Source organism: Leifsonia sp. 10N434 (genome assembly GCF_056394405.1).
Window position 1 is genome coordinate 83,815 of record NZ_JBFTHV010000003.1, and the last position, 18,576, is coordinate 102,390.

11 protein-coding genes are annotated in these 18,576 nt (G+C 69.8%); 1 reads left to right on the top strand and 10 read right to left on the bottom strand.

Features of this window, described 5'->3' with window-relative positions; genetic code table 11:
- Window positions 1-34: 34 nt before the first annotated feature.
- From AC1DB1_RS09695 to AC1DB1_RS09710, 4 genes are all read right to left on the bottom strand, one after another.
- Window positions 35-922, bottom strand: coding sequence for a carbohydrate ABC transporter permease (locus AC1DB1_RS09695; RefSeq protein WP_271177861.1), 888 nt, complete (start codon window positions 920-922; stop codon window positions 35-37).
- Window positions 919-1,860 carry a carbohydrate ABC transporter permease gene (locus tag AC1DB1_RS09700; protein WP_271177860.1) on the bottom strand — a complete coding sequence of 314 codons (942 nt, stop codon included), beginning with the start codon at window positions 1,858-1,860 and terminating at the stop codon, window positions 919-921. The genes AC1DB1_RS09695 and AC1DB1_RS09700 overlap by 4 nt, the downstream gene beginning before the upstream one ends.
- Window positions 1,861-1,922: 62 nt before the next feature.
- Complete coding sequence (locus AC1DB1_RS09705; protein ID WP_477200614.1) at window positions 1,923-3,236, bottom strand: ABC transporter substrate-binding protein; 1,314 nt, start codon at window positions 3,234-3,236, stop codon at window positions 1,923-1,925.
- 76 nt (window positions 3,237-3,312) lie between these two features.
- Window positions 3,313-5,409 (bottom strand): glycoside hydrolase family 36 protein, encoded by a 2,097-nt coding sequence (locus AC1DB1_RS09710; protein WP_477200615.1) that lies wholly within the window; start codon window positions 5,407-5,409, stop codon window positions 3,313-3,315.
- A gap of 226 nt (window positions 5,410-5,635) precedes the next feature.
- Between AC1DB1_RS09710 and AC1DB1_RS09715 the strand changes: the two genes are divergently transcribed.
- On the top strand, window positions 5,636-8,608 hold the full coding sequence (locus tag AC1DB1_RS09715; protein ID WP_477200616.1) for a CBM35 domain-containing protein: 2,973 nt from the start codon (window positions 5,636-5,638) through the stop codon (window positions 8,606-8,608).
- 103 nt (window positions 8,609-8,711) lie between these two features.
- On the opposite strand, the gene AC1DB1_RS09720 is transcribed toward AC1DB1_RS09715, so the two are convergent.
- The 6 genes from AC1DB1_RS09720 to AC1DB1_RS09745 are packed head-to-tail and all read right to left on the bottom strand — an operon-like array spanning window position 8,712 to window position 18,557.
- A complete protein-coding gene (locus AC1DB1_RS09720; RefSeq protein ID WP_477200617.1) occupies window positions 8,712-10,154 on the bottom strand; it encodes a DUF6519 domain-containing protein in 1,443 nt (480 codons plus the stop codon).
- Window positions 10,155-10,158: 4 nt separating this feature from the next.
- Window positions 10,159-12,468 (bottom strand): hypothetical protein, encoded by a 2,310-nt coding sequence (locus AC1DB1_RS09725; protein WP_477200618.1) that lies wholly within the window; start codon window positions 12,466-12,468, stop codon window positions 10,159-10,161.
- The gene (locus AC1DB1_RS09730) at window positions 12,465-15,320 is read right to left on the bottom strand and encodes a putative baseplate assembly protein (protein WP_477200619.1); all 2,856 of its coding nucleotides are present in this window, start codon (window positions 15,318-15,320) and stop codon (window positions 12,465-12,467) included. Before AC1DB1_RS09730 ends, AC1DB1_RS09725 begins: the two co-directional genes overlap by 4 nt.
- Entirely contained in the window at window positions 15,317-17,872 is a 2,556-nt protein-coding gene (locus AC1DB1_RS09735) for a putative baseplate assembly protein (protein ID WP_477200620.1), read from the bottom strand. The genes AC1DB1_RS09730 and AC1DB1_RS09735 overlap by 4 nt, the downstream gene beginning before the upstream one ends.
- Entirely contained in the window at window positions 17,869-18,237 is a 369-nt protein-coding gene (locus tag AC1DB1_RS09740; protein ID WP_477200621.1) for a GPW/gp25 family protein, read from the bottom strand. Before AC1DB1_RS09740 ends, AC1DB1_RS09735 begins: the two co-directional genes overlap by 4 nt.
- The gene (locus AC1DB1_RS09745) at window positions 18,234-18,557 is read right to left on the bottom strand and encodes a hypothetical protein (protein ID WP_477200622.1); all 324 of its coding nucleotides are present in this window, start codon (window positions 18,555-18,557) and stop codon (window positions 18,234-18,236) included. Before AC1DB1_RS09745 ends, AC1DB1_RS09740 begins: the two co-directional genes overlap by 4 nt.
- Between the last annotated feature and the right edge of the window lie 19 nt (window positions 18,558-18,576).

Genomic DNA, 18,576 nt, shown 5'->3' on the forward strand with positions numbered 1-18,576 from the left:
GCGCCCATCGAACGCGCCGCGCCGCGCGCTCCCGTCACTTCACCGCGCCGCTCGTGATGCCGGAGATGATCTTGCGCTGCATCACGGCGAAGGTGATGAGCAGCGGGAGGCTCATCAGGATGATGTAGGCGAAGATCAGGTGCCAGTTCTGCAGGTAGAGCCCGGAACTCGCCACCTGGTAGAGGTTCAGGGGCAGCGTGTCGAGGCGTCCGCCGATCACGAACAGCGCGTAGAAGACGTCGTTCCAGATGTAGAGGCAGATCAGGATGGTCGCGGTCGACAGCGTGGGACCGAGCAACGGCAGGATGATGCGGAAGAACACTTTGACGGGCCCCGCCCCGTCGACCCGCGCCGCCTCCTCGAGCTCGACCGGGATGGTGCGCACGAAGCCGGTGACGAAGAAGATCACCGTCGACAGGTACATCCCCATGTAGACGCCGATCATGCCGACGGCCGTGCCCGCGAGTCCGAGCTGACGCAGCAGCAGCACGATCGTGACCACCGCCGGCGGCAGCACGATGCCGCTGATCGCGAGGGCGTAGAGGAACGAGATCGGCTTGCTGCGACGCCGGCCGAGGATCCACGACGCCATCGCGCCCAGGATGAGCACACCGGCGACCGAGGGCACCATGATCAGCAGGCTTCCGAAGAAGGCGGGGATCATCCGGCCCTGGTCGAGCACGGTTGCGAAGTTCTGGAAGAGCTGCCAGTCCGTCGGCAGGGCGAGACTCGGGTTGAGCGCCTCGGCCTGGTCCTTGCCCGCCGTGACGACCACGAGCCAGAACGGCACACCGAGCAGGAGCACGACGAGCAGGATCGCGACGATCGGCTGGATGAACCGGGTGGGCTTGCGGGAGCCGCGCCGGCGCGAGGGCCGGGTCGGCGCGGGCGCGGTGCTGCGCGGAGTGCTGACGGCGGTCACAGGACTTCTTCTCTCTTGCGGAGGACGCGGATGACGGGGAAGGCGAGGATCGTCACCATCAGGAACAGGGCGAGGCTCATCGTGGTGGCCTGGGCGAAGAGGCCCTGGCCGAAGGTGCGGAAGATGAAGATGTTCAGCAGCTCGGTGGTGCCGCCCGGGCCGCCGCCGGTGGTGGCCTGCACGATGTCGAAGCCGTTCATGGAGCCGAGCAGCGCCGTCGCCACATTGAAGGTGACCGCAGGGGCGAGCAGCGGGAACCGGATGCTGCGGAACGTGGTCCACCATCCGGAGCCGTCGAGTCGGGCGGCCTCGAGGATGTCCTCGTTGATGGTCTTGAGCCCGGCGAGATAGATGAGCATCGACAGCCCCATCCACTTCCAGGCGTGGATGAGCGCGACCACGACGATCGTCCAGGTCGTGCTGCCGAGCCAGGCGACCGAGACGTGCTGGCCGGTGAAGAAGCTGAGGATCTGGTTGAGGCCGCCCTCAGGCTTGAGCAGCGCCTGGAAGATGTAGCCGACCGCGAGAGCGCTCATCACCACGGGCACGAAGAACGCCACACGCGCGAACCTGTTGACGGCGGTGTCGCGCTCGAGGATCAGGGCGAGCGCGAGTCCGAAGAGATTCTGGAAGATCGCGACCAGCACCGCGTAGATCAGGGTGATCCGCAGGTCGGCCAGCAGGCTGCCGTTGGTGAAGAGCGAGAAGAAGTTGTCGAATCCGACGAAGCCGATGGAGCTGTGGAAGCTCGACCAGTTGGTGAACGCGTAGACGAAGTTGAAGATCGTCGGCACGAAGAAGAAGACGACGAGGATCACCAGCGCGGGGATCAGGAACCACGCGGGATGGTCCTGCCTGCGCCTCGGCCGGAACGGCCGCTCTGCCTTCACCCTCGGCCGCGCCGGCGGAGCGACGGGACGCGTGAGCTGTGCTGTCATCGGGTTTGCCTTTCTGTGCTGCGATGGGCGGCGGAGCAGGTCCGCCGCCCATCGCGACGGGATCAGAAGCCCGTCACTCCCTGTGCTTTGGCGAGCTGTGCGAACTGCGCCTGGGTGGTCTGGGCGACCTGGACGGTGGTCTTGGTGCCCTGGATCATGTCGGCCAGGTTCAGGTACAGGTCGGGGTTCGCGACGGCGAGGGCCTGCATCGAGCCGACGGAGCCGTCGAGGGAGGCCGCGACATCCTTCAGCGCCTGGGGCACGTCGGACGGCGTGTCGACGCCCTTGATGAGCGAGACGGTCGACTGCGCCTTCACGAAGTCCTTGTAGCCGTCGCCGAGCCAGTAGGAGAGGAACTGACGCGCCGCCGCCTCCTTCTTGCTGTCACCGCTCTTGAAGGCCACCAGCGCGTTCGACTGGTCCGGGATGAACGTGCCGACGTTGCCCTTCGGCGAGATCGGGAAGAAGCCGATCTTCTTGTCGAGCTCGGCCGTGTTCGACGTCGCCTGGAGCTCGCCGAAGAACGAGTTCACCTGCATCGCCATGGCGGCCTTGCCGTCGAGCAGCGCCTTGCCCTGGTCGACGAACGTGGCCGTCTTGATGTCGGCGTTGAAGAGGCCGTCCTTGATCAGGGTGTTGTAGTTGTCGATCGCGCCCTGGATGGTCGGGCCGGTGAACTTCTCCTTGTTCTCGTTCACCTTCGTCCAGAGTCCGTCCTTGGCGGCGTCGGCGAGCTGGGCCTGCACCCACCACTGCGTCGCCCACTTGTCGCCGCCCATCTCGTAGAACGGGTCGACGCCCTTGGCTTTGAGCTGCTTCGCGAGGCCGATGAACTCGTCCCAGTTCTTCGGGGTGGCGGTGATGCCGTTCGCCGCGAAGACGTCTTTGTTGTAGTACACGCCGATGACGGCGGGGGTGGTGACCAGCGCGGCGTAGCGCGTCTTGTCGAGGATGCCCGTCATGTCGCCGAGATTGCCCGTGTAGTCGCCGACCCAGGGCGCCCCTTCGAGCGACTGCAGGTTCTGGGTGGCGTTGAGCGCCGTGAGCTCCGACGCGGTGGGCTGCCAGAACGCGAGGTCGGGCTTGTCACCGGTGGCGACCTTGGTCTGCACACCCTGTTCGTACGGGTCGGGGATGGTGACGACCTTGACGCTGGCGCCGGTCAGCTTCTCGAAGCCGGAGATGACGCTGTCCGCCGTCTTGTTCGAGTTCTGGGCGGCCCAGATGGTGAGGCTGACGCCATCGAGCTTCGTGTCCTGAGCCGGCCACGACGCGGTACCGCTCGCGTCTCCGCCGGCGCCGGGGTCGCTGCATCCGCTGAGGATGAGCGCTGCCGCGGCCGCGACGACCGCGGCGCCTTTCCAAGCGATCTTCATTGAACTGCTCTCCTTGTGTGACGTAGCGCTCTCAGACGCTACTGGGTTCTTGTTGCAGGGGCTGTCACGGCCGTCATCATTCGGCGGCATCGACGCGGAACACACGCGCACCGACCTGTCCGGTCGGGTTGGTCACGCGGAGTGTTCCGGCTTCCGAGTCCCAGTGGGTTTTCCACTCAGGTAGGGAGCTCGGGAAGATGGTGCCGACCGTCACCTGCGAAGAGGCGAGGCCGGGGAGGTGGAGGGTGGTGACCGAGTCGGCCGCGTCTCGATTCCAGACGGTGATGAGGCGCGAGCCGGGCGTGGCGAGGCCGAGCGCGGTCCACGGGCCCTCCCAGGTCGGGATGCCCGCCGGCCAGAACGGGGTCGAGGCGACGAGCTCGGGGGCAAGGCGCTTGGCGGTGGCCACGGCCTCCTGCACGAGCCCGAGCTGTCCCTCGTTCATCCGGTTGAGGTAGCCCGACACGTAGAACCGTCCGAGCAGCCCGGTCGCGAGACAGAACGCCACCTCTTCCGCCGACATCTCGGGCTGGGGGTATGCCCAGCTCGCGGCCTGCTCCGGCAGCATCGCCGCAGGGGCGGCCGCCGCGATCGGCGGGTATTTGAGGAAGTCCTGCTGGTCGGAGGTCGACTGCATCTGCAGTCGAGACAGCATCGCGAAGTCCGACCGCATCGCGCCGGAGCCGCAATTCTCCAGCACCAGGTCGGGGTGGCGCTCGAGCACCCCGTCGAGCCACGCGAGGTGGGCCCTGTTGTGTTCGAGGAGTCCCGATCCCACGCTGTCGGCATCACGGTCGGTGCCGGGCCCGGGGTTGATGTTGTAGTCGAGTTTGAAGAACCCGACGCCGAAGTCGTTCACCAGCCGGTCGACGACCTCGTCGAGGTGCGCCACCGCCGCCGGGTGTCGAAGGTCGAGATGGTAGCGGTGGTGCTCGACGACCCGCTTGCCGTTGCGCTGCAGGAACGCGTCGTCCGGCAGTGTGAGCGCCGCCGGGCTGTTCACGCCGATCACCTCGGGTTCGAGCCAGAGGCCAGGGGTCATCCCGGCTCGCGTGATGTGGTCGATGACCTCGCCGAGTCCGCCGGGGAAGCGCGTCGTCGAGGGGCGCCACTCGCCGACGCTGTCCCACCAGTCGCCGCTGTCGTCGTACCAACCGGCGTCGATGCAGAAGATCTCTGCGCCGGCGCCGGCCGCTGCGTCGATCAGCGGCAGCAGCTTCTCGGTCGTCGGGTCGCCGTTGAGGGTGTTCATGTAGTCGTTGAAGACGACGGGCATCGCCGTGTTGTCCGGGTGCGGCCGGCGGACGGCCCTGCGGTAGGCAGTGAGCTCGGCGATCGCGCCGGTGAAGTCGGAGGCGATGGCGATCGTAACGGGCACCGTGGTGAACTGCTCGCCGGGGTGGAGCACGACCACCCACTGGTGATCCGTGTCCGTCGGGCCCGAGAGAGCGAGGTAGCCGCTCGCGGTGTCCTCCCCGATCTCCCAGCGCCAGGCGCCGTTGTGCTCTATCTGCCAGGCCCAGGCCGCGCCGAGGCGCTCGGAGGTGACGGCCGCGATCGGCAGGTGCTTTCCCGTCGACCACGTGCCGCTGGAGGTCACCGAGAACTCCCCGCGCGGATTGTGGTTGGTGAGGTGCTGCTCCAGCCGGGGGAACCGGATGCCGCCGAGCGGCTCGCTCATCCAGCGGCCCTCCCCCAGCCAGTCGCTGAGGGCGTGGTGCACCGTCCAGTCGCGGATGTCACTGTCGGCGCCGCCCCCGAGGTACAACGAGAGCGAAGGGATGGAACGCAGCACGATCTCGTCGGAGCCGCCGTTGGTCACCGTGATGCTCGACCGCAGCGCCGCGAGCCCATCGAAGAGCGTGAGCGCGATGGTCGCCGTGATGCCGGTCGCAGCGTGCCCGACGGAGAGGCGGAGCGTGCGGGCGCCGCCTTCAACCTCTTCGCTGTGCGCGATGTACCTGGCGTCGTGGCCGATCGCGGTGTGCACGAGACGGTCGTTCGCCAGAGCGTGCCCGTGGCACACCGTGAGGACGTCGATGAGCGGCAGGCCCGCCGGCATCTCGAGCCGCCCGGACGACGACGCGACGGCCGCGATGCGGGGAGCGGATTCCGACGACCATTCGAACTCGATCGCCAACGTTCCGTTGCCCCAGTGCAGACGTTCGCTCATCGGTCCTCTTCATCGTGGATGGTGGATCTGTGTCAGGTCGACTCGAATCATGATAACGGTTTCAGAGCCAGATGCAAATTAATTCTGAAACCGCTATCAAACCCGCGACATCAGGCATCAGGAGGCTCTTGCATCGAAACACGAAACCGCTATCATGATAGCGGTTTCAAGATCCCCCCGAATGGGTGGGGCGAACCGACCAACACTCGTACGAAGGAGTACTGGATTGCGTGACGACCAACAACGGCCCAGGCAGCGGATGTCGCTGGCCGGCCTCTCGACGGCGGCGGTGACGGCACTCTGCGTCACTCTCGGCGGGTTGACGGCGGCTCCCGCCGTCGCCGCCTCCCCCGACGCATTGCGCGTCGACCTCTCCCAGACCACGGGTGACTTCCGCGGCGGTTCGACGGGAACCCTCTACGGCTTGGGCGACGACGGCGTACCGAGTCAGGCCGTCCTCGACGGCGCCCGGGTGACCAACACCTCTCAGAAGCCTCCGCAGGGCGCTCAGCATCCCAACGGCGACGCTCTCGATGTCGAGAAGAGCTTCTTTGCGGGTGGTGGCAAAGACCTCTACGTGTACATCCAAGACGAGTATCCGGACTGGGCCTACAACGGCGGCAAACGTCCGGGCGACGCGAACGGCGACGGCGAGTGGGACTACCTTCCCATTCTCCGCGCGGCGGTCGAGAAGGTGGCGACCCGGTCGCAGCATCCCGAGGACTACATCTTCATCCCGTTCAACGAGCCGGACGCCGGCAACTGGTACCCGAACTGGTCGACACAGAAGAACCAGTTCCTCGCCGACTGGTCCGCCGCGTACAGCACCATCCAGGCGGTCTACGCCGCGCACGGTCTCGGGCACGCGAAGATCGGCGGCCCCGGCGACTCGTCGTGGCACGCCGACCGCAGCACCGACTACCTCACCTACGCCAAGGCGAACAGCCAGCTGCCCGACGTCTTCATCTGGCACGAGCTCGGAACCAACAACCTCGCCACCTTCCGCGGCAATGTGACGCAGTACCGGCAGATCCTGTCGTCCCTCGGCATCGCGCCCATCCCGGTGAACATCACCGAATACGGGATGCTCCGCGACATGGGCGTGCCCGGTCAGCTGGTGCAGTGGATGTCGATGTTCGAAGACGAGAAGGTCGACGCGCAGACCGCCTATTGGAACTACGCCGGCAATCTGTCCGACAACTCGTCGCGCAACAACGGCGCGAACGGCGGCTGGTGGATGTTCAAGTGGTACGGCGATCTCGCCGGCTCCACGACCGTCAAGGTCACTCCCCCGCAACTCAACGCGCCCGACACGCTGCAGGGAATCGGCGCGATCGATCCGGCGAAGAAGAAGGCCACGGTGCTGTTCGGCGGCGGCTCGAAAGACGTCGCGCTGACCGTCTCGGGCGTTGCCGGCAGCACCTTCGGAACGAGTGTGGACGTGCAGGTGCGCGCCGACCGGCTCAACGGCGCGGAGGGCGCGTCCCTGCAGCCGCCGGTGATCCTCTCGACCCGAGCGACCGTGAGCAACGGAACCGTCGCGCTCACCGTTCCGAATGCCGACCGGTACGCCGCCTACCAGGTGGAGATCACCCCGGCGCTCGCCGCCCGTCAGCCGGTCGCCACCGATCGGGTCAGCAGCGTCGAGGCGGAGAACACCACTCTCGCCAACGCGACGGCGTACGCTCAGGACCCGTCGCGCGAGTGGTCCTTCATGGCGTCGAACGGGCGCGATGTCGGCTCGTTCAACAAGGCCGGATCGTCGGCGACCTGGAACGTGACCGTGCCGCGCACGGGAACGTACCGGCTCAGCATCCTGGCCGGTGCGAACCTCGCGCCCGGCCAGCACGCCCTGTTCGTCGACGGCGCCTACAAGCAGCTCATCAAGTACTCCGCCGATCTGTCGTGGACCTACCGCGGCACGACGGACGTCACTTTTGCGCTGACGGCGGGAACGCACGCTCTCTCGATCCGAGCGAGCGCGAACGGTCAGACGATCCTCCCCGGCGCCGACATCACGCTCGATCGCTTCGATCTGTACGACGTGACCGACGGGGAGAAGGCGGTGTATCCGGCTCTGGATGCGCGCCTGTCCGGCGGGGCCGCAGTGACCTACGCGCAGCAGGCGACGGCCGGGTCGGTGTCGCTCTCGGGCAGCGGATCGGCGACGTTCTTCGCCACCACGGCTGAAACGGGCTACTACGACGTGACGACGCACTTCGCGACGACCGGAGCCTCGACGCCCGCGCTGTCTGTGAATGGGCGTAGTGTGCCGCTCGCCGCGGCCACCGCATCCGGCTCCTGGGCATCGACCGCGCGCGTGTTCCTTCCGCAGGGTGTCAACGAGCTGAGGGTGACGGCCCCCGCCGGCGCTCTCGTCGCAGATGTGACCACCGTGCGTGGCGCGACCCAGAAGGCGTCCGATGCCGATCCGGCGAACGTGTTCCGCTCGGAGGCCGAGGCCCTTCCGCGCGCGGGCACGGCCGTGGTGCAGACCGCTGCGGCCGGCTCCAACGGGTCGGCGGATGCATCCGGCGTGGTGCGCGACGTCGGGTACCTCGGCAACGGCGCGGGCAACACACTGACCGTGCCGCGTCCGACCGGCTTCACGGCCGGCGCCTACCAGCTGGTGCTCGGCGCGACCAATGCCGACAAGGCGGCGGCGATCAACTACAACCCGCAGGTGATCAGCCGCTTCGTCGATGTGACGGAGGCCGGCGGCTCGACCGTGCGGGCGGCGGTGCGTCACAACTACTCGTGGAGCAGCTACTGGGACAAGACGATCCCGCTGGCGCTGACGACCTCGATGGGCTCGCTGACGCTCGGCAACGCCACCTCGTTCGCGCCGAACATCGACACGGTGACGCTGGCGAAGTTCGTCGCCGGGTCACCGGTGACGGCGCGCGCCACGGTCGCCCTCGCGGTGAACGCCAAAGCGCAGTGCATCAATGGAGACGCGACCGTCGCCGTGTACGCGCTGAACAACGCGGCGAAGGCGGCCGACATCCGGCTGACCACACCGTTCGGCGACAAGAAGTTCACCGCCGTCGCCACGTCGAAGGCCGCGTACAACCTGTTCGGCTCCGGTGCGGCGACGGTCGCGGCGGGCACCGCCACCATCGCCGGCTACACCTACACCGACGGCATCGGCGCGTACAGCACCTACACGGCGCCGTACGCCGCCATCGACTGCGGCTGACACCCCCGCTGGTTCCGTGAGTCGCATCGACTCGGCCTTCCAGACGTCGCGGAAGGCCGGTTGATGCGACTCACGCCCACGCCCAGGGTGGGGCGGCCGGCGGTCAGACGGCGATGCCGGCGAAGGTCTTGCGGAAGTCCGTGCCGATCGTGAGGGCGCCGGCCGCGGTCATGCTGGCTTGGGCCAGGGGCGCGTAGACGTGCTGCACGCCGCGCGGAGGCAGTGCCGCCGGCACCGGCTGCGCGCCGGCCGGTTCCTCCTGCGGCCATTCGACGTCGCCGGTGGCCACCCGGGCGGGGATCAGCCAGTAGTCGCCCACCCGGTACTCGTTCGCCAGCCCGGGGATGCTCTCCGCCTCGAAGAGCACCTCCACCCCGTCTTCGAGCCGCAGCCAGCGCGGCGCCGTGAGATCGGACTCGATCACCGGCAGCGCGTTGTCGGCGGCGACGTCGCCCCCGTGATCCCATCGGCGCAGGATCACCGGGCCCGAGAGGTCGAGGTCGACGTCGAGCACCCCGTCGAGCACGACGGTCAGCTCGTCGGGCAGGATGGCGTTGACGCGCCGCAGCTGACCGCCGAGCTGCCGCAGCACCGTCGGCTCGTCGACGATCTCCACCCAGTCGCCCACCGCCAGGCCCAGCGAATCGTCACGGCCGAGCGATGCCAGCGCGACGCTGATGGTCTTGTCGGCCGGACTCTCCTCGAGCGTGACGACGTCGAAGGTCACCGAACCGTTCTCGCGCGACCACACGAACGTCGCCCCGTCGGCCGCCGCCGGGTCGTCGGGCCGGCCTGGGCCGCCGCGGTGGATCTCGACCCGGTACAGCTGGTTCTCCGCGCCACGGTAGGCCGCCTCCGGATCGATCGTGCAGTCCTCCGTCGTGTCCGGCGGCACCTTCGCACGTGCGCGCAGCCCCGACCAGGCGCGCGCGGCGAACGCATCCAGGTCGGAGTCGTCGACCTGCTTCTGCCCGTCACGCGGCCGCAGCACCTTCACCTGCCACACCAGCTGCGACCGCGTGGCCGTGTCCGGCCCGTCGAGCGCCACCTCACGGATGCCGTCGTCGTCGAGCATCGTCACGTGCCGCTCCCAGACATCGAGGTAGACGAGGAACTTCGAGACCCGGCGCAGCGAGAACAGATCGGTGTCGGCGTCGAACGGGTACCCGGCCTGCTGGCCGTAGCTGAGCGCTTCGTCGTTCTCGCACATCAGACCATCCACGTAGTAACGACCGGTGCCGATGAGGAAGTCGGAGTTGCGCAGTCTCTCCCGGAGCGCGTCGGCCCGCGCCGCCTCGAGTGGGCGCCCGTACCGGTCGGCGAGCGTGTCGATGACCGACTCGTCATCGGTGAGACCGAAGCCGAGCGCCCCGGCCGGGCCTCCGTGCCGGCCGATCACGTCGGCGGCGAGCTGCCGCATCCGGTATCGCGCGATGGACGACTGCTCGTTCCAGTCCGCGTCGAGCTGCACGCGACCCTGCTGCAGCAGCACACCGGTGTAGTGCTTCGTGGCGACGAACGTGTCGCGCGTGAAATCGCCCTTCATGGCCCTACCCCTGCTTCATGTCGATGATGCCGGTCTCGTAACCGGCGGCGGTGTATTCGTCGAGGCGGAACCGGAGGTTCGCGCGCCGTTGCGGCTGGTACAGATCGTGGAACGCGCCCAGTTCCGACTCGTCGTCGGCGCCGCGCACGATCTCGTCGGCGCAGCCGTCGCCGAGCTGCAGGTACGCGGGCGTCCCGTAGCGCACGCTCGAGAACTCCGGAGCCAGCCGGAGGATCTCGCCCGGCCGTTCCGAGGTCGGCAGTGCTTCGAGCGCGGTGCGATCGGGAACGCAGTGGAAGCGTCGCGGCGTGCGCGAGCCGGGCGGCAGGTGGCAGAAGCGCACGCATCCGCGTTGCCGTCGTGCCACCACCAGAGCTCCGGTGAAGACGCTGTTCTCCGCGAGGCCGACCGCGTGCACCAGGGTGCGGCCGATCACGGTGGTCCGCAGCACGGTCAGTTCCGCGTTCGCCATCCGCTCCTCGGGGTCGCAGAGCGCCAGCCCGCGGTCGTCGCAGGAGTCGAGGATGCTGTCGGAGAGGCAGATGCGGTTCGGGCGTCCCCGGCGCTCGCCGTCGTCGACCCAGATCGACCCGACGATGCTGTGCTCGACGACCAGCGAGGCACCGCTGCCACTGATGGTGATGCTGGGCTCGTCCGGTCGCTCGGGCTCGCATTCCGAGCCGATGTCCCAGCCGGGCACGAGCGTGCAGTGCCGGATGCGCACGTCGCACAGATCGGCGGCACGCCGGAGCGTCTCGACGGCGACCGCGGCAGCGGAGTCTGCGGAGGCAGCGGCGGCGTCTGCGGCCGCATCGCCTTCCGCCTCGCCCTCCCCCGGATCGGGCGCCGCGATGGCGATGCCGCGCCCGGCCACGAGCATGCCGTCGAGCACGAACCGGCTGCCGGCCTCCCCGCTCACGCGGAACGGGTCCGGCTGGTTGACCCGGTAGTCGAGCAGACGCAGAGTGGGACGGCACCGATCCGCCGCACGCAGCTGCAGGCTCTCGCCCGCGATCAGGTCGAAGGCGAGCCGCTCCTCGTACGCGCGGCTGTCCATCACCTCGATCACGGCGGCGCGCGGCGCGACCTCTCCCTCGGCGACGGGCGCATCGCGCAGGGTCGTCCAGGCGCGGTAGGCATCACCGATGTTCGCGAACTCGCCGTCCGCCGGCGCGACCTGCCGCACCCGGAACATCCGGGCGTCGCGCGGGCCGAGCAGCGGGCGGTGGTACTCGCCTCCGCCCATGCTGGCGCTGAAGCCGTAGTGGTAGGTGACGTCGACGGCACGGGGCGTCTGCCCGAGCGGGAAGACCATCCGGCCGCGCACGGGATCGACGAGCACGCTCCCGCGCGGCGCCTCGTACGCGTGCCAGTCGCGGAGGTCGGCGGGGATGACGTTCTCGGCCGCGATGGGCACGAGAGCACGCGCGCGTCCGCGCTGCACCGAGATCGTCAGCGACCGGCCGTCGCCGTAGTAGAGCCCGGATGCCCGCACCCGGTGCGGCCGCCGCGTCACCTGCTCCGAGAAGGCGCGCAGCCGGATGGGCAGTGGCAGATTCAGCGGGCCGGCGACCGCGGCGTCGTCGGCCGACCGCTCGGCTCGGGTGAACAGCGGTGCGTCGTTGCCGAGCACGCTGAAGGTGTAGCACTGGTTGCCCTCGCGCTCGATGCAGCAGGCGGGCGCCGATGTCACGGAGTAGTCCTTCAGCCGGGCGACGAACAGCCCGAGCGACGGGATGTCGTACCGTCCGCGTGAGTGATGCGACAGTGGCCTGCGCACCTCTACGGTGTGCGCGGCCGAGTCGAAGGGACCGTCGAGGAGATCGAGGGCGTCGCCGTTCCGCAGGTCCAGCGTGCCGCCCCGGGTCGGATGCTGGTGGTCGAGCTGCTGCGTCCAGCCGAGCAGGGTGAAGAACTCGACGATGCGTGCCGGCCAGTCGGCGATCTCGTCGCTCAAGATCTCGAGCAGCGCGGCGGTCCCCTTGCGGCTGCGATGGTCGAGCGTGGCGGCGACGTCCCTCCTGGGCACCAGCACGCGGTTCAGGTCGCGCCCGGCGGGCGTGTTCGGGTCGCCGGGTGCACCGGCCTCGCTCACCGGCACGTAGCCGACCAGATCACCGAGGTACGGCACGACCCAGTCGGCTGCGGTCTCGATGAAGAGGTCGTCGTAGAGCTGGTCGAGGTCGCGTTCGAGCAGCACGGCCTGCTCGCCGATGATCTCGAGCACGGCCTTCAGGGGGCCGCCGAGCTCTTCGTCGCGCATCCGGTAGATCACCGGCAGGTGGTCGTAAAGGTCGTCGGCGTCGCGGGTCATGATGTCACCTCCGTGAGGATGAGCGTGTCGGCGACGGTCGGCAGCAGCATGGCGAGCTGGGCGGGGAGGAGCAGGCCGTCGTAGGCGCGGTCCCCCAGCACGGTGAGGCGGCGGGGAGGGCGCGCGGGCGGCGACGGTGATGCCGTCGGCGCAGCAGCCGGGCCCGGCGGCGGTGGCGCCGCCAGGGCGTCGGCGATCTGCTGCTCGCTCCAGCTGGAGAGGGTGTCCAGGTCGACCCAGTCGACACCGGGCACACCGGCGATCACCTGCACCACCCTGCTCGACGCGACGCTCTCGCCGAGGCGCGACCGCTCGAAGCTGAAGGCCTCGAGCAGCGCAGCGCGCACGTGGGGTTCGACGAGCTCCCAGTCGTAGTCGGGAAGCACCTTCACGTTGGCCGAGATCACCATCGCGAGCAGCTCGCGCACGGCCACCCGCACGGCGAGGTGCGGATCGCCGAAGTCGTGCAGAGCCGCCGACAGGTCGCGGAACAGGTCGGAGGTGGGCTCGATCGGGGCGTCGTCGGCGCCGGCGATCGTGACCTGCAGGATGCGCTGGCGCCCGTTGCTGAGGCGCGCGGCCGATGCAGCGCCGATCCCGGCGAACCGCCGCGAGAAGTCGGCGTAGTCCTCGACGGAGACCAGCCGATCGAACGCCATCAAGGCGATCGGCACGTTCTCACGGGCAGACTCGAGGCCTTCGGGGTCGGCGCCTCCCGACGACCGGATGGGGTTCACCACCCCCTTCACGCCGAGCGGCCGCGTGGCGAGCTGGCTGATCTGCCCGGAGAGCACATTTCCCGCCTTCCCCATGCCCGACCGGTACGCGGCGCGCACGTTCTCCTGCCCGCTCGGCAGGCGCGCGCCGCGGTCGCCGGTGCCGAAGGTCACGCGGGTCACCCCGGTGTCGTCCGTGGCCGTCAGGTATCCGCGCTCACCGGCTCCGAGGGCCGAGAGCGAGTCCGCCTCGTGCCACTGCACCTCGTCGACGCGCACCACGAGGGTGCTCTGCTCCCCCGCTGGTGTCGGCGCCGAGACATGCGTGAGCGGCGGCTGCCGCAGCGCGAACGTCTGCAGCGTGCGTCCGGCGACGCCCGATCCCAGCACCTCCTGCCGGCTCTCTCCGTTCGTCGCCGGCACGACGTTGCCGTGGATGGTGACGGAGTCGCGCCGGTAGCGGTAGGCCAGCGGTTTCGCCAGGGTGAGGAAGGTGTGCGTGGCCTCGCCCGGGCGATCCACCTGCACGGTCGTCCCGTCCTGCTGGAGCAGTCTCATCGTCGCGGTCCCCTGCCGCACACCGGCGATCATCGCCAGTTCGGCCGCGTGCACGCCCGCGGTGCCGGAGACGTCGGTGCGCTCGCCCTCGACGATGACCCACCGGCCGGAGACCAGCCCGTCGTAGAGCGCGCCGAGCTCGAGTTCGGAATCGCGCACGTCGGCCGCGATCGGCGCCTCGGCGAGAGGGAGCTCCTCCTGCCGGCAATACACCGTCGTGGCACGCAGCGACTCCATGAAGTACTTGCCCGCGGCAGGCGGCACTTCGGAGACGCGCTCCCCTCCGGTCTCCGGATGCCACCACGGCTCGCGCACCTCCACCATCGTCTGCGCACCCGTCAGCCCGTAGGCGCTGCGGGAGAGCCCGGATTCCCGCGCGACGTCGGCGACCAGCGCCTCCATCTTCGCCAGGTCGCCGTCGAGCGGACGCTCGATGACGATGGTGCGGTCGCGCAGCACGGCGTCGTCGGTCGTGTCAAGAAAGAGGCGGTCGTCCTGCTCGTCGGCGGCCAGGACCCACTCGACGGACGGCAGCACCGCACCGCCGGAGAACCGGACCTCGCGCGGGGCGTTGTGCCCGAACAGCGAGACCTTCCAACGGAGCGCGTACACGGCCAGCGGCGTCGGCCTCGAAACGCGACGCTGCCGCAACGCCGCGTAGAGCACGGCACCGAACCGCGGCTGCAGGGAAGTGAGAAGCGCAGGATAGATGTCCTGGCCCCGCCCGAACACCGCGTCGACGCTCCGTCCGAGCGCGCGGCTGCTGGCCGGCGGGATCGACGGCGGCTGCCGCAGGTCGTCGAGCAGGTCGAGGAAGCCGTCGCCCTTCTGGCCGCCGGCCGCACCTCTCCGCCGAAGCGATGCGGGCACGGCCTGCACCTCGGGGGGAACAGCCGGATCGGAGAACGTGCCGCCGTTCCAGTCGGCGAGCGTGACGAGCGTGCGGTCGTGCTCCGCCTGCACCTCTACGGCGGCGACCCGCGCGTGACGCAGCGGGAGGCCGTCCCCCAGGTCGAGCAGGAGCGCGTCGCTGGGGGCGAGGCGCGTCGCCGTGCCCGCGAGATAGAGTCCGTCCGACAGCACCGACTGCGGCGTCTGGGCACGGGTGACGCGCGCGGCGAGATCGTTCCACTCGGGCCGCGCCTCCAGTTCGTCCGAGGTCTCGAAGGCCTGCTGCGTCTCGCCGGGCTCGGGAACGCTGTTCGAACGGGCGCCGGCCGGGATGACGACGGGCGGCGAGCCGGCGTCGAGCTGGTACGCGAGGTGGACGCTCGCCGCGACGCCGGGGCGCACCCGGTAGCCGACGAGGCGCGCCAGCTCGACGACCGAGCGCCGCTCCGTGGCCGTGCGCAGGTAGCACTCGTTCGCGATCCGCTCCTGGTAGAAGGTGAGCACGTCTTCGGTGGTCGCCCACGCGTCGAGCAGCGCGATGGTCGCGTCATCCGGTTGCCGGGTGGTCAGGGCCGCCGTGGCTGCGTGGTCGGCGCTCGAGAGCCGGGCCGTCATCGCCGAGAAGACGGTGTCGCGGGTGCCGGCGCGGTAGGCGATGCTGCTGAGGCCGGGGCGGTTGGCGGTCATCGTCCGCCTCCGATCGTGAAGGCGATCCGGCCGTTCTCCGGCAGGCTCGGGTCGGCGTCGAGCCGGGCGATCTCCATGGGGCCGATCGGCAGCAGCCCGGCATCGATCTCGCCGGCCGGCGGTTCGAACAGACGCTGCAGCCGGGTGACCACCACACTCTCGACGCCGGGGATGGCCTGTGCATCGGAGAGGAGACGCGAGACGCGCACCGGCATCCCGAAGGTCAGGCGATCCGGGTCGAAGGAGCCGTGCGGCCCGAAGACCTCGATCAGCCGTTCGCGCACATCCCCGCGGAGGTGGTGCGGTTCGACGCAGACGCTGAGCTCGATGTCGAGCGGCACCGAGCGCGCCGGAACGACGGCGAGGTCGTGACCCATCCGGCGGTAACGCTCGAGGTACACGGCGATCTCGCTGAGCAGCGACGGGTCGGCCGTCTCGGTGCCCGCTGGATCGATGCCGACTCTGGCCTCGTACCAGCTGCCGGTCCAGCTGAGCTCGGCGGCCGCGCGCTGCACACCGGGATGGCGGCCGGCCAGTTCGGCGTAGTCGGCTGCCGTCACGGCCCGCCGTCGCTCGGCGCGGAACGCGTACGGGGCGAGCAGTCGCGCTTCCTCGACCGGCTCGGGCGCGACCCCGCCCGTGGCGGGCAACGGGTTGCGCACGGTCAGCGCCGTGCCGGTGAGCGATCCCGACAGCATCACCAGGTGCCGGATGCTCTCCGCCCCGACGTTCCCGCCCGGCCCGTTCCCCAGGCGGTAGCGCGCCGACCCGCGCCATCCGGCCGCCGGCCTCGCGCCGAGGATCCCGTCGCCGAAGCGCAGCCGGGCGACGCTGTCGTCGTCGATCTCCACGACGAAGCCCCGATCGCTGTCGTCGCTGTCGAGCAGGTGACGGCGCGGCGTCCACAGTGTCGGCGCATCCGGTGAACCGTCGGCCGGCCGGAGGGTGACGGCGACGGCGGGGAGCGCCCCGCGCGGATCCTGGGCGGCGAACTCGGACGCCGGCCCGACCCCGGCGCCCGAGCTGAACGTGAGCGGGCTTCCGGCGAGCGCCGGGCTGATGGCCTCGGCGACGTCGATCACCTCCGGGATGCTGCCGACGCACCCGCAGTCGGCGACCGTCTCCGTGATGCCGATGGGATCCCACGGCGGGTCGTCCGTCGTGCGTCCGTGGTCGACCGGCAGCACGTTCCCGCGCACGACCGCCAGGCCCGTGATGCAGCGGCAGTCGGGAGCGGGCAGCTCGGCAGTGAGGCAGAGCACGAACGGAAGGGCGTCTTCGCGCGCCCACTCCACTTCGACGAGGGCCTGGTCGTCGTACGGACGCGTCACACGTGTCAGGCGCACCGCATGCCGGTGGCGAGGGTCGGCGTCGGCCGGGGCTCCGGTCAGCGGGCTGACGATCTCCTCGAAGATCACCACGTCACCCGGCGCGAGCCCGATGCCATCGGGCGGGGCGCTGTCGACGAGTGTCGCGCGGGTCGCGCCGACGGGCAACGAGCACTCCTTGCCCTCCCACGTGAAGATCTCGATGGAACTGTTCGCGCCGCGGAACCGCACCGTGGGGCCGGAGGCGAGCGCACCGGCCACGATCTCGAACTGCTCGTACGAGGCCGTCGGCTGCGCGCGCAGGTCGTCCGCGCCGAGCACGGCTCCGTGCTGCAGCCGCAGTCGGGGAACGTCGGTGACGAACGCCAGCTCGGCAGCATCGAGCGGACCGACATCGTCCGCGGTCTCCACCGAGACCCAGGTTCGCGCATTCACGCCCTCGTGCAGGTCGTAGCCGACCAGTCGCGCGTGCCGTTTGACCGACACCCTGCGCCGGGCCGTGCCGAGGTACGCCTCGGTCGCGACGGCGTCCTCGTAGTAGCTGAGGTCGTCCGCGGCGTACGCCATCAGCTCGACCATCACGACGCCGAGGTCGGCCTCGTGCCGTTCCGTCCACTCGGGCAGCGTCTGCGCCAGCCGGTCGAACATCAGCCGCCGGAACGACTCGTAGTCCTTGGCGAGGTAGTCGACGGGAGGCGTCCCCACCTCGACCACGGCCGCTGAGCAGCCGCACGAGCCGTCGCATCCGCCGGCCCTCTGGCACGGGCATCCGGAGCCGCAGCCGCACGTCGCGCAGTCGACATCGGGCTCGCAGTCGAGCCGGAAGCCGAAGCGATCGCAGCCGTAACGCGGATCGAACCCTGGATACGGCCCCCACTCCGTCGCGCCGTCGTCCCGCGCCGCGACCGGCCGCCGCTTGCGCAGGCACAACTCGTACTCGGAGAAGTCGCCGCAGCGGTCGACGAACACCTCCAGACACGGCTCCTCGCCTTCCTCCGGCATCGGCGTCTCGAGCCGCAGCACCCGGATGTCCCGGATGCGCACGCCCCCGCTGATCTGCACCTCCTGCGGCGTCAGACCATCCGGATGCTCGGCGTCGGCGAGCGCAGGGACCTCGCCGATGAAATGCACGCAGAGCCGCGTGCCCCCGTCGTAGACCTCGACGTCGTCGACGCCGTTCCAGCGGCCGGTCTCCCCGTCGCCGCAGTCCCAGCAGTCGTTCATGCGGACACCTCCCGCACGAACACGTCCGATCGCGTCTCACCGGTGAGCCGCACGACGTACGACAGGTCGACCCGCAGGGTGGCGTCGTCGCTCGTCACCTGCAGGTCGGACACCTCGATCACGTCGCCGAGCCAGCGCTGCAGCCCGGCCTGCACGGTGAACTGCAGGGTGGCCGCGAGCTCGGGGCTGTTGGGCGCGAACACCAGGTGCATGAGCCCGCTGCCGAAATCGGGCAGGTTGACGCGCTCGCCCGGCGCGGTGAAGAGGAACTGCTCGACCAGGTCACGGATGTGGTCGCCGGCGTCCGTGCCCGCGGTGCGGCCGGTGGCGTCGAAGTGGAACGGGTAGTCGAGCTGCACGATCACACCGCCGTCGCTCTCGTCTGCGTCGCGACCACCATGAGCGGTGTGCCGGTGGGGGCGCACACCGCCTGGCTGCTCGTGACGACCAGGGGCGAACCGTTCGACAGCACGCGCGTCGAGCCGCTGAGGACCTGCGCGGTGACGCACGGGCCGTTGCCGGCGGTCGGCGGCGGCAGCACGCATCCGGCGATCATCCACGGCGAGGTCAGCAGCACCGTCGGCTGACCGCTCACCGTCACGCGCGGGTTCGGCACGGCCGGGGTCGCCTGCCCGGCGTGGGGGCACAGCACGGTCGCCGACACGTGTACCAGGAAGCCGGGCATCCGTTTCTCCGTTCGTTGC

Bases quoted from the DNA above. Each gene is read 5' to 3' on its own strand.
- AC1DB1_RS09720 (WP_477200617.1), bottom strand. From the start codon at position 10,154: ATGAAGGGCGATTTCACGCGCGACACGTTCGTCGCCACGAAGCACTAC.
- AC1DB1_RS09725 (WP_477200618.1), bottom strand. From the start codon at position 12,468: ATGACCCGCGACGCCGACGACCTTTACGACCACCTGCCGGTGATCTAC.
- AC1DB1_RS09710 (WP_477200615.1), bottom strand. From the start codon at position 5,409: ATGAGCGAACGTCTGCACTGGGGCAACGGAACGTTGGCGATCGAGTTC.
- AC1DB1_RS09745 (WP_477200622.1), bottom strand. From the start codon at position 18,557: ATGCCCGGCTTCCTGGTACACGTGTCGGCGACCGTGCTGTGCCCCCAC.
- AC1DB1_RS09730 (WP_477200619.1), bottom strand. From the start codon at position 15,320: ATGACCGCCAACCGCCCCGGCCTCAGCAGCATCGCCTACCGCGCCGGC.
- AC1DB1_RS09700 (WP_271177860.1), bottom strand. From the start codon at position 1,860: ATGACAGCACAGCTCACGCGTCCCGTCGCTCCGCCGGCGCGGCCGAGG.
- AC1DB1_RS09705 (WP_477200614.1), bottom strand. From the start codon at position 3,236: ATGAAGATCGCTTGGAAAGGCGCCGCGGTCGTCGCGGCCGCGGCAGCG.
- AC1DB1_RS09735 (WP_477200620.1), bottom strand. From the start codon at position 17,872: ATGAACGACTGCTGGGACTGCGGCGACGGGGAGACCGGCCGCTGGAAC.